This is a genomic window from Bacillus sp. es.034, assembly GCF_002563655.1.
GTDB lineage: Bacteria > Bacillota > Bacilli > Bacillales > Bacillaceae_B > Rossellomorea.
Window position 1 is genome coordinate 561,765 of sequence record NZ_PDIY01000001.1, and the last position, 11,907, is coordinate 573,671.

Genomic DNA, 11,907 nt, shown 5'->3' on the forward strand with positions numbered 1-11,907 from the left:
AACCTTCTCACATCCTCGCTACACAAGTTTGCGTAATCCTGCTCTCCACTTTAATGTGTAGGTTGTTAATAGCACTAAAAAAACAGGGTAGAATATCATATTGGTAATCATTTGCACGCCTGCTATCGCCGCGTATGAAGAAGTAATATTTAAGATAAGCCCGTTCAAAACGATCCCTACGACCATCTCTATGATTCCCCATAGTAATAGAAGCAGAATAATCTTAACAAACTTCTTTTTGAACAAAAGACCTGCTTCTTTAATAGACTTCCATACCGATTTGTTGTCTACTATTGCAATGATTGGAGCCGTGATGAACACAGCCATAATCACAATCCCTGGAATAATAAAAAATGCAAAACCTATTATTGATAGAATGCTGATGAGGCAAGCAAAGAGAAAAATAGGAAAGCCCTTTACTACAAAAGTATATAAAGCGTTTCGCAGAGAATTCTCCCTGCCTTCTAATTCGTTGAACGTATATTTCACAAATGGAATTTGAGCGTAAATGAAAAACAGAATGGTAAATAGAGCATAATAAATATCCGCTACAGAATAGATTGTCCCTACGTTGGGAGTAACAGCGTAGATATAATTCGTAATAAGAGAATGCAATAACAATAAAGGTAATTGCACACATAGAATGATCACTAAAATCTTTTCAAACCTTTCCCCGATAAATGAGAAAGTGTATCTTATTGGCTTATCCATATTATCTCACCTCAGGGTTTTGGGTAGCGTAGATCTTTTTTATAGCGGTTCAATTTTTCAAATCCATTTTTATAATATGTCTTCTTTATTTCATCAATATCGTGATTTTCTGTTAGAATATCTGCCCTTCTATCTTGTTCAAACTCTTTTAATGATTGTTCAACTTCTTTCTTACCTTTTAAAAACTCCTCTAAAAAATCCTGATTTTCTTTTGAAAGATTTCCGAATATGTTTGTTTTCTTCATCTCATCCAACATTCGTTTTAGTTCCTCGAAGTTTTCTAGTAATGTTTTAGATTGGAAGTATTGGACTCTATCAACATGTATTAGAATTTCAATTAAATTTTCATAATCTTGATCTGTTATAATATTTTCCTTTAATATACGATGGTCGTAATCATTTGAAAAATCAATAACTCTTTTCTTTAAATCTTCCTGAAGATTACCATACTCCAATAAAATATCTTTCCCTTTTGCCAATATATTATTATCATTACTTAATAAATAGTCATTGATTATATTTATGGATTTAAAGAAATAATCTGTACTTAATTGGCCTCTTTTTTCTCCAATCGCGAAATAATTGTTTGCATATGCTGTGTAAAGAACAAGTGTCTCAAACGCTTTAAGAGCATCTTCTTTTATAGAATCCTCTTCTGAAATAACTGAGTACCCCTTAACTTTATTATTTCTTTTATAGATTGATAAATAGTAATACGTTTTATCAACCATGTAGCCAAATGGGTTAATGAGAACACTTTCGAAGATTTTTTTATGTTTATTTGCTTTAGGTATGAGAATTTCTGTATTCATTTTAACCAACCTTCCAAAATCTCTATTATTTACTTAAAGGAGTAAGAGAAGTTACTCTTACTCCTTTACATCCTAACTAAACCAGCCCTTTACCTTACTTATACCTTTTCCTATCGCTTTCGCTGTGTTTTTTACAGGATGTTTAGCAAATTTCTTAATCCCACTCCAATTATCCGCAACAAGCTTGGTTACTTTCGACGCTCCCCAAATTGCTGCACCTCCTACAACCATAACGGCTCCAGCAGCTTGACCACCTGGAAATGCTGCAGTTACTACTCCAGCATTCATCATTAATTCTCCAAGATTACCTGTTGCTTCAGCAACTGCAGAAGTTTTCACATTCCCGGCAGCATCCGAGTTGAGTACGTCATATGCTTTAGCTCCATTGAATCCTAATTCAAAAGCAGAGTATCCCGCTCCTACAGCAGCTGCCACTGCATTTAATTTAGAAATGGAACCCATCATTTTAAGCCCTTGTACACCAGAACTTGTTCCACCTGTGGCTGTTATTGCACCCCTTAAACCATCGGCTGTATCAGATAGATTGGAAGCTGCTTTAATTAATCTATAGTCATGGGCAGCATCAACAGCATCAATAGTTTTTAGAACAGAATCGTGAGTGTCTGATAAACCAGCTACCCATTTATTATCACCAAGACCAACCTTTACTCCGTTGAGAAGTATTGAAGAAAAAAAACTACCATTCGGTCTGTAACTATTGGGCATTTCCATAAAATCACCAATCATATTCACCTGGCCACCAATGACATCATTACCCAAAAATTTAAATACTTCATACCCCATCGGAAGTTTAATATCCGTTGGATCACCATTAAATGAGCTAGCCGTTTCCCCTTCACGAGGATTCGTAGGGTCCCCTTCAAATGATCGGCCAGTCGTACCATTTCCATCGAATGGATTTCCATTCGTATCATAACCTACAAACGGGTTTCCATTCGTTCCATTACCATTAAAAGGATTCCCATCCGTTCCATTACCCTGAAACCCGTTTGGCGTCCAGCCATTCATTACCCAAGGATCCATATACCATGGCGCGTTAGACCAATCAAAGCCTTCCCAGGATTGTCCATTTGTGCCTTGGCCATTCGTTCCCTGACCTTCAGTACCGTTACCTTCCCAATCATTTCCCTGTGTTGACTTACCTTCCCAGGGATTCCCTTCCCACTTGAATTGCTGAGGGTCCCAAGGGCTTCCTTCCCAAGAATCACCTGTCCATGGGTTACCGTTCCACGGCTTGATGGTGGCACTTGCGTATATAGGCAAGGAAAATGATTGGAAAAGAACGATGAGTAAAGCCAACAGTACTAAAACCTTTTTGGTCAGTCTTTCCATCATCGTTCCATTTCCTTTCTATGTGTAAGGTTTTATGCTTTACTCATCGATGTATAATCTTTTTTAAATTCACCTTTAATTCTTCCAAAATCTTATTCAACTTCGGTTTTATATTTATTTTTTATTTCTTCTTTTAAAGATTCTATTTCGTTTTCATTCATAGATTTTAAATCCTCTAAAATTTCATCTAGAGATGAGTCAATTAGATCTCGGACGGTGGATGCTCGTTTCTTTAATGCGTCTCTTTGTTCAAAGTTGATCTTCCCTTGTTCACGAAGAATGGTGAGTAAGTAACTCACTCTTAAAGATTGATCCGTTTCTATAAAATTCCAATCATTTGAAAACCCAAGAATATCAAAACTATTATCCACTCTCTGTGCATCTGCATCCCTAATTGCATCTGTCTTCCAACTTTCCCAACGTTCCAATATTTCCTGTGCTCTCTCAAACTCTTCAGTTAACTGATCTTTATTCGTTACTGTAGAGTATATGCCATCTGAACTTTCGGCCACCTGTTTTAGTTGCTCTTGAGCCTTGGAGTCTACATTAAACCCAATCACATTAATGATTGGAGACACGTTAGAGCCTGCAAATTCTTTTGCCACTGCAACAGGATCACCATCGCAAGTTTCAATGCCATCACTCACTAAATAAATGAGGTTGGTGTTCGATTCTTTATCATATTCTTTAAAGGATGCAAAAGATTGTTTTAAACTTTCTGCAATTGGTGTCCAACCGCTCGGTTTAAACTGATTTATAGCATCACTAAACGAATCCTGGTTGTATTGATCAAATCCATATACCTGCTCTATACTGGAACAAGATTTTTCTTTATCCGATTCATCGCCTGTACCTTTATGACCATATACTCTTAATGATATATTTACGTCTTTTGGCAGGTTAGAAACAAAATCATTTATCGCTTCTTTTGCTAGCTCCATCTGAGTTTGATCTCCAACTTTAGCATTCATACTTCCACTTGAATCGAGTATAATCTCAACATTATAATTCTCTTTAAATTTGAACTTAGGATTTTCCATTTCTGGACTGCCATACATAGAAAATTCCCATTTCTTAACCAAGTCATCAGGGTCAGGGAAGTCATTTGCAGCAAGAGAATACACATATTGAAAATATTTATCATATTCTTCTTTACTTGGTTTTTCAGGCAATGGAGGTAAATCTTCTATGTGCTTAATTACCTGCTTCTGTACCTCATCACCTAATACTTCCTTATTGGCAAAAACCCCTGGTCGTTGATGAATGATATCCACTTCATTTTGAGGGATATCAGGAAGATCCTTAAAATTCTCTTCATTGACTAGTGTCTCTTGCTCATCCTTAACAGCTTCTACGTTTGAATCGTTTTTCTTATTATCTTGTTTAGCTTCATTTGTGTTTCCATTTTCACTACATCCTATTAAGAGGAAAGACATAGTCACAAAAAGGGCGATGATTGAAAGTCTCATATATTATGCTCTACCTCCTGAAGAAAAAATCTTATATGATATATCAGCTCCCGCTTCCGATTTGCTCAATCATGTCTTTAATTTTTGTCACTACTGCATTACCAATCCCCGTATCTTTTGAAAATGCCTGTGAAATAACTCCAACCAAAATAACAATGACTGCTGCAATCCCAATCCACTCCAACGTTTGAGATCCTCTTTCGTTGCGAATCATTCCATCCAATTTAATTGAGCATTTTGTGTAAAGTTCTGTTAGTTTTTTCATGATTAATTTCCTCCATTTTAAAAGTTATTAAATAGTTTAATGATGCTGTTCTCCCCGTATATTAAATTTAGTAACATCAGCCCGGCAATCATAAGTATGGATACCGGCGCCACTACGAATGTGGTGACGAGTGTTACTTTCGGGGAGGCTTTTGCAGCAAGTTCTTTTACTTGTTCTTCTCTGAACTGTCTCATGTCTTCAGCTTGGACTTTAAAGGTCGTGGCGATTGGGACACCGAGCTTCAAGCCTTGCATCAATGCCTTGATGAGACTTTGGAATTCAGGATTATCGTTTCTTTGCAGTAAATTGCGATAGGCGGTTTCTCTTTGTACCCCCAGGTCGATTTCATGATTGAATCGTGAAAACTCTTCCCTGAGAGGACCGTCAAAGAACCGTATCACCTCCCTTAAAGCTTGGTCTAAGCTGACACCTGCCTGCAGGCTGGTGCTGATGGTATCTAAAAAATCAGGTAAATCATGCCTCAATGCTTCTTGTCGCTTTTTTGCCTGATTTCTCACCAGGACGATCGGCAGGAAATAGCCAATCACCGGATTTAGAATTAATGCATATTGAGAGAATGGTAGACCAATCACTAGGGATAGGACCCCTGAGATAAACCCGATTAATAGTAAAACAATTTTCATTCCCTGAAATCTTTCAACGGTTAATCCGTATCTATTACCGGATTTTTGCAGCCAGTCTTTGACATCGTGATTTTCACTGAAGAAATTGATTCGTTGTCCAAGATCTGAGAATTCATCTGCATATTTGGTTAACTTTTGAACCATGCTGGTCTTGTTTTTCTTTTTTGACTTCTTTTCAAAAGCACTTACTTCCGTCATATCCGATATATGTTCTAGTAACATACGCTTTTCTTTCAAATAAACTGAATAATGACGTATCGCTATGACAAACGTAATCCAGAAAACAATGATTGATAAAATAATTATGGCATCCATAGGCTACACCTTTATATTCGTTATTTTTCTGATTAGGAAGAAAGAGAGTACGATTCCTGAAAGAAAGAGGACCAGGATGATCATGCCCGGTACTGTTCTCAAAGAATCGGTAAACCCTTCAATAATATTGTTCATCATCAACACGATAAAGATCGGCATGGCTGGAACAAGGATGGAAATATACCGTTGTTCGGACGTCATCGTTTTAATGGTTTGATTCAACACTTTACGGTCTTCCAGGGTGTTGGACATAGAGTCCAGTGTTGTCGCCAAGTTTCCTCCCGTTTTCTTCTGAATGAGAATGGTCGCGATGAACAGTTGAAACTCCCTGGATTTATTTCGCTGCTGGATGGACCTTAATGCCACTTCAAGAGGTACTCCGAGTTTGAGTTCATTCGCTAGCCGCTTAAACTCTTCTCCCGCTGGAGCACTTACCTCCCGCGCCACCATTTCAATCCCTTGATTGATTGTGAGTCCCGACCTGGCACCGTTACCGAGTAATCGGCAGATATCGGCAAGCTGACTGTTGAAACGTTCTTCATACTTATTCTTTCTTAAGTAGAATAATAGAAAGTGGGAAGCGAGAAGAATTCCAGGAATCAGTATGAGTACTAGATTCAAGGGCAATTTAAAAATATTGAATAAAAGGACCAGAAGCACCAAGGCACCTAATATATGAACCCCTAAATATTCAGATGGAAGGAGGGCGATATTTGAGCTTTGTAGCTTTAGCGCCAACGGCTTTGCCGTCTCAGATTGATCAAACTTATCTCCTACCACACTGATGGAGCTCTTTCGCTTTTGCTCCGGGTACCACGTACTGACCTTCTGCTTCCATTCTTTCTTCTGATTCCGATAGCCCAGAAGGAAGTATAGTCCCCAGAGCAGGAAGAGGACAGCTAAACTATAAAGAATAGATACCATCATTAGCGGCATGGGTTACTCCCTCCTTCGGCTCAAACAGGCTGTCATCAATTTCAACACCATGGATCTTCAGACGGTTCAAGCATCTCGGGCGAATACCTGTCGGGACAAATTCTCCTACGACTTCACCATTTTTACCGATTCCGGTTCTTTCAAATATGAAAATATCCTGTACTTCGATTTTGTTATGATCATTTACATATACTTCTGAGATATTCATGATTTTCCTTGATCCATCAGATAATCTTTCCGCTTGCACAATGAAATCGAGTGCTCCTACAATGTATTCCCGGATGATATGGGTTGGGAGATCCATCCCGGCCATTACGACCATTCCTTCTACACGGCTGATCGCATCTGAAGGGGAGTTAGCGTGGACGGTCGTAATCGATCCTTCATGACCAGTATTCATCGCTTGTAACATATCGAATGCTTCTGAACCCCTGACTTCCCCTACAATGATTCGGTCGGGACGCATACGGAGGGCATTCTTCACTAACTGCCGGATCGTGACCTCTCCTGAACCCTCAACGTTTGAAGGTCTTGCTTCCATACCGACCACACTGGATCGGTTCAAGCGTAACTCAGCCGAATCCTCTATTGTTATCACGCGTTCCTTTAAAGGAATGGACTTGGCCATGGCGTTTAATAGGGTTGTCTTCCCGCTCCCGGTTCCTCCGGAGACAAGGATGTTCATTTTTGCTTGGACAATTGCCTCAAGAAAGAATGCCATCTCATTCGTAAAGGTGTTGTAATTCATGAGGTCTTCCATTTCAAATGGCGTTTTCTTGAATTTCCGGATAGAAATAAGAGTCCCATTCAAACTAATCGGTGGAATGACGGCATTTACACGGCTTCCATCCGGTAAACGGGCATCCACCATTGGAGAGCTTTCATCAATCCGTCTTCCGAGTGGAGCAACTACTCGGTCAATGATGTGTCGTACATGCTCTTCGTCTTTAAATGTGATATTCGACTTCTGTAGTTGACCATTTTTTTCTATAAATACCTCTGATGGTCCGTTCACCAGGATTTCGGTGATGGTTTCGTCCTTTAGCAATGCTTCCAGTGGACCGAATCCTACACTTTCATCGATCAAGCGGGAGAGCATCGATTCTTTTTCATGACTTGGAATAACAACCTTTTCTTCCGCCATGAATTGATTAATGAGCCTTTCAATCGACAGCCTTCTCTCAGCATCTCGTAAACTCGTCAATTCATCTAAATTGGTTTCAGTCAATAATCTTGCTTTATAGTGTTCAATCAGCTCATCTATATAAGGATTGGATGAGCTTGATGGTACATTCTCTTCATATTCATACTTCATATCCACTTTTCTTTCGGGGTTTCGTTGAAAGAGTGACATTGTTCCACCTCCCTCTGTTCAAATGTTTATTTCAACATAGAAGTAACCCACTTCTGAATATCTTTAGCAGGTGCTACTAATTTCTTCTCTTTGATCTCTTTTCGTAATGGGTGACCCTGATTAATGGCGGCCTGGACTCCTTTAATATCACGTCTGATTTCAGCAGAAACTGGAAGGTCCACAAATCGCTCCAAATCCTTTTTTGTCAGCTCATTTTCCCTACCTGCAAGATTCACTATCAGCTCCAGGTTCTCCAATGTTTGAGGTCCGAGTCGCTTTAAAAGATCCTCTACATGTTTCAGAACTCGAATCGATGGAGTATCCAGGGTCATGACGTAATAAATTCGATCTGCTTCTTCTAGTGCTGTATAGGTTTTTACATCAAGACTTGAAGGAAGGTCTATGATGATAAAGTCGTAACATCGTTTGCAGGCTCTCAATAACCTGATAACAAATTCTTCATCTATCTTTTCTGCCATTTCTGCATCCCTGGGGCTGACTAACACTTCTAGTTTAGAAAATGGCTCACTTTCAGAAATATTCTTAATGTGATGTTCATTCAATTCATTGATAACCGGCTGCAAATCAATCAGCGATCGATTGCTTTCGATTCCCAGGTAGGTTTCAGAACCGCCGTACTGCAAATTAAAGTCGATGTGAATAACCTGTGCAGTCGATTCAAGCTTTAAGGTTTGAGCAAATGCGGTGCTTAAGAGTGTTTTGCCTACTCCACCCTTCCCGCTGTAAAACGAAAAGATCTGTCCCTTTCCCCGCTTATACGTCCCTGAAGAAACAGCCGTTTCGGATCGTGATTGGTACTGTTGTAAAATATGGCTGACCCGTTCTCCGAGTGATTTCTCTTCGTCAGGTAAGATGATGAAATCCTCAGCGCCTGCTCTTGTCATTTCTCTAAGTAGTTCAAAATCCTGTTCCGTATGTACAAATAGAGCCGAGGCGTTGGGGAAATCCCGATAGAGTTCTTTGATCATAGATCCCGCTGTACTGTTTTCTCCTGTATAAAAGATCACTACACCAGGCTCATACTTTCTTAATTCTGTGGCCCAGGAATTTTCAGGGATCTGAATCACTTCATAAGTGGTATTCAAGCCTTCTATTAAATGTTGACTTAACTCATTTTCTTCTCCGATGAGGAAGATCTGATATTCCTTACTCATAAGGTCCCTCCGTTATCTATATCACTCACTATTGTTGTTTAGGTTTCTCTTCAGGCTTTGAAGGTTTTTGTTCTTCTTTTGGTTTCTCTTCTTTTTTAGGCTCTTCTGCTGGTTTCTTTTGTTCTGCCTGCTTCGCTTCAGCAGGAGGATTTTCCTTTTCTGTTTCTTCAGCATTTTCACTTGCTTCTTGCTTACCGACATTTGCTTTGATGACCCTTAAGCTGTCTGCGTAATTCTGCATATGAATCAGTTCAGGTGCTTTGTCGATAGATACTTCCAATTGAACACCTTTGAATTTATTATCCTTCTTTGCCGTCCTTGCAACCTTCACGTCCTTCATGAATACACTCGTCTCTTCTTTCCCATTAAAACGATGAGAGACAATGATATCCACCCGATCCAGTGCTTCCAACGGTTCATCAAAGAAAACCCGCTCATTTTGCATCAGTGTAATCAGTCGATTATTTTCATCCACAACGGAGGAAGCTTGCTTCAGGATATTCTTTGTGATGACATCCCCTTCAGATAAGGGAACGACAGAGACTTTATTGACGAGTTCATCTACATTTGTAATATGGTAACTTTTTAGAAATTTTTTGGGGATTTCATCTGTCATCACATTCTCTGGCGTAATGAGGGAGCGTGATGAAATCTCTTTGCTCGCTACATAGATCTTGACGCTTGTTCCCAAGTTTGTATTCAATGCTTGTACTTTCTTAAGAACAAGGAATCCCGCTGTAACTGCTAGTAATACGGATAATACTATAAAAATAATCGCTTTTCTCTTTGATTCAAGCATCCTTTGCTTTCCTTCCTTTCACTCGACAGACGGTCATATGTTTTCGGTACCATCCAAAACTGATGTCTTTGTTTTCTATCTGGTTTGCCAGTTTAAGAAAATACGTCCCTCCACTTCTAGTTGTATCTACGAACCTAAAGACAAAACAATGTCACATTTCCCTCAAAATGATTCGTTAGTATGAGATTTGAAGAAAATGGAATTAATTCTATCCTTATTTACCACGAATTTCATGTTTAAAAACTTTTAAATGTAAAATCCTGATACTTTTTTTCTATATAATAATTATCACTGGTAACCGAGAACGTCAATCCGACAAAGTCTATGTCGAATTTTGTCTGTTATTATTGGACTATTTTATAAATTTTTCCAGAGGTGGAAATAGGTACTTTGTATAGCTACTAAAGATTCACTCCAGATTTTTCAACAGGTGTTTTAAAATTTATAGTGGATATTATTAGGTGTTTTATTACAAGTATTAAAATTGGTAGGTAATTGGAATCATTTGTGAAGGAAGTGTGAATGAATATAGGAAACTTTATGTTGAGCGAATTTTCCAAATATAGATAATAACATCCATAAAATTGAAAAAGCCACCCGATCACGCCGGATGGCTCATTCTTCTTCTTTATAGTTCGTTCACCAGTATTTCTAGCAATTCTTCCTTACTCATAACAACCTCTCCCCCACCTTGAACAAACGACTCTTTCCCGCCGCCTTTTCCATTGATGAGTGGGAATACCTTTTGTGCGACTTCTCTTAAGTTAATAGTCGGGAGCGATCCCTTCGCCGCTACGAGCTGAAGCTTTTGATCATTTTGGACGACCAGCACCACAATAGCCTCTTCTCTCTTGGATATGATGTGCTGTGCAATCTTCTGGAGTTCCTGGATTGGCCTGTCATTGTAAGTTCTTTGGATAAGCATATAGCCATCTTTTTGGACTCCAGGTAGCCCTTCAGCTTCATACGACAACAGCACCTCTTTCAATCCTTCCAGTGCTTTCTCCTGTTCTTTCTGTTTGGCGATCAGCTGCTCTGCCGTCGACACCATGTTTTCTTCCGGGGCCTGCAGGACACTTGTGAGCTCTTTCAGGATTCCGTGCTTACGGTGTAGTTGATAAAGGACCCGCTCCCCACACACAAACTGCAACCGGATATAGCCTTTGTGCTTTTCCCAATCTAGGATCTTGATGGCCCCGACTTCACTTGTGGACCTTGGATGGGTTCCCCCGCACCCGTTATAGTCGAAGTCAGGGATGATGACGAGACGGATTTCGTCGGTCACGGTTGGCTGCTTCCGTAGAGGATAGTCAGAGAGTTCTGTTTGCGTCACCCACTTCGTCTCAATGGGTCTCGCTTCCCTTATAATCCGGTTGGCGAGTTCTTCTGCTTTCAGTGCATCTGATTCGCTAATATCACGTACATTTAAGTCGATGGTCAAGAACTCTTTCCCGAGGTGAAAGCTGATCGTCTCATATTGCAGCGCTTCTGCAAATGCCGCAGACAGGATATGCTGACCGGCATGCTGCTGCATATGATCGAATCGGCGTTCCCAATCGATTTGCCCTGCGACAACTCCTGAAATATCCTCAAACGGTTCTTCTATGTAATGACGGATTTCTCCGTTCACCTCTTCAACATTGATAATCCGCTTATCCTTCAACTTTCCCGTATCATGGGGCTGGCCGCCACCTGTCGGATAGAAAGCCGTCTCTTCTAATACGACGTACCAGCCCGACTCACCCAGCTTCTGCTCCTGAATGGATGTGTGAAAGATTTTTATATAAGCGTCTTGATAGTATTGTTTGACTGTCATCGGTAACCCTCTTTCTGAACTGTTCTACACATACTTTATCATAAGAGGGATGGGTGGAACCACGTCAGTCACTTGGCTTCTTATCGATCGATATCGGCACTGTCCCGACTTGTTCCCATGGAATTTCCCATCGTCTTTCAAATTCTTCTTTTGCCCGCTCGTCCCCTTCAATGACCCGTTCTACCAGATTCCTGAGATCCATCGTTGTATAGTCCATGTTATCACCTGCTTTAGTTTAGTTAGAAAGTAGAAGTCATT

The 11,907-nt window shown here is 39.8% G+C and carries 12 protein-coding genes; all 12 read right to left on the reverse strand.

Annotation, left to right across the window (positions count from 1 at the left end; translation table 11 throughout):
- Positions 1-18: 18 nt before the first annotated feature.
- On the reverse strand, positions 19-711 hold the full coding sequence (locus ATG71_RS02775; protein ID WP_098438413.1) for a hypothetical protein: 693 nt from the start codon (positions 709-711) through the stop codon (positions 19-21).
- Positions 712-722: 11 nt separating this feature from the next.
- Entirely contained in the window at positions 723-1,523 is an 801-nt protein-coding gene (locus ATG71_RS02780; RefSeq protein ID WP_098438414.1) for a hypothetical protein, read from the reverse strand.
- Between the two features lie 72 nt (positions 1,524-1,595).
- A complete protein-coding gene (locus tag ATG71_RS02785) occupies positions 1,596-2,879 on the reverse strand; it encodes a hypothetical protein (RefSeq protein ID WP_098438415.1) in 1,284 nt (427 codons plus the stop codon).
- 89 nt (positions 2,880-2,968) lie between these two features.
- Complete coding sequence (locus ATG71_RS02790) at positions 2,969-4,345, reverse strand: VWA domain-containing protein (RefSeq protein WP_098438416.1); 1,377 nt, start codon at positions 4,343-4,345, stop codon at positions 2,969-2,971.
- A 43-nt stretch (positions 4,346-4,388) separates the two neighbouring features.
- Complete coding sequence (locus tag ATG71_RS02795) at positions 4,389-4,610, reverse strand: hypothetical protein (RefSeq protein ID WP_098438417.1); 222 nt, start codon at positions 4,608-4,610, stop codon at positions 4,389-4,391.
- A 17-nt stretch (positions 4,611-4,627) separates the two neighbouring features.
- The gene (locus tag ATG71_RS02800) at positions 4,628-5,569 is read right to left on the reverse strand and encodes a type II secretion system F family protein (protein WP_098438418.1); all 942 of its coding nucleotides are present in this window, start codon (positions 5,567-5,569) and stop codon (positions 4,628-4,630) included.
- Between the two features lie 3 nt (positions 5,570-5,572).
- Positions 5,573-6,505 carry a type II secretion system F family protein gene (locus ATG71_RS02805; protein WP_286162897.1) on the reverse strand — a complete coding sequence of 311 codons (933 nt, stop codon included), beginning with the start codon at positions 6,503-6,505 and terminating at the stop codon, positions 5,573-5,575.
- Entirely contained in the window at positions 6,474-7,859 is a 1,386-nt protein-coding gene (locus tag ATG71_RS02810; protein WP_098438419.1) for a TadA family conjugal transfer-associated ATPase, read from the reverse strand. The genes ATG71_RS02805 and ATG71_RS02810 overlap by 32 nt, the downstream gene beginning before the upstream one ends.
- A 26-nt stretch (positions 7,860-7,885) precedes the next feature.
- Entirely contained in the window at positions 7,886-9,034 is a 1,149-nt protein-coding gene (locus ATG71_RS02815) for a CpaE/TadZ family protein (protein WP_098438420.1), read from the reverse strand.
- 28 nt (positions 9,035-9,062) lie between these two features.
- Positions 9,063-9,833, reverse strand: coding sequence for a Flp pilus assembly protein CpaB (gene cpaB / locus ATG71_RS02820; RefSeq protein ID WP_098438421.1), 771 nt, complete (start codon positions 9,831-9,833; stop codon positions 9,063-9,065).
- 628 nt (positions 9,834-10,461) lie between these two features.
- Positions 10,462-11,649 (reverse strand): alanyl-tRNA editing protein, encoded by a 1,188-nt coding sequence (locus ATG71_RS02825; protein ID WP_098438422.1) that lies wholly within the window; start codon positions 11,647-11,649, stop codon positions 10,462-10,464.
- 64 nt (positions 11,650-11,713) lie between these two features.
- Positions 11,714-11,866, reverse strand: a complete 153-nt coding sequence (locus ATG71_RS23260; RefSeq protein WP_179886438.1) for a hypothetical protein — start codon at positions 11,864-11,866, stop codon at positions 11,714-11,716.
- Positions 11,867-11,907: the final 41 nt, after the last annotated feature.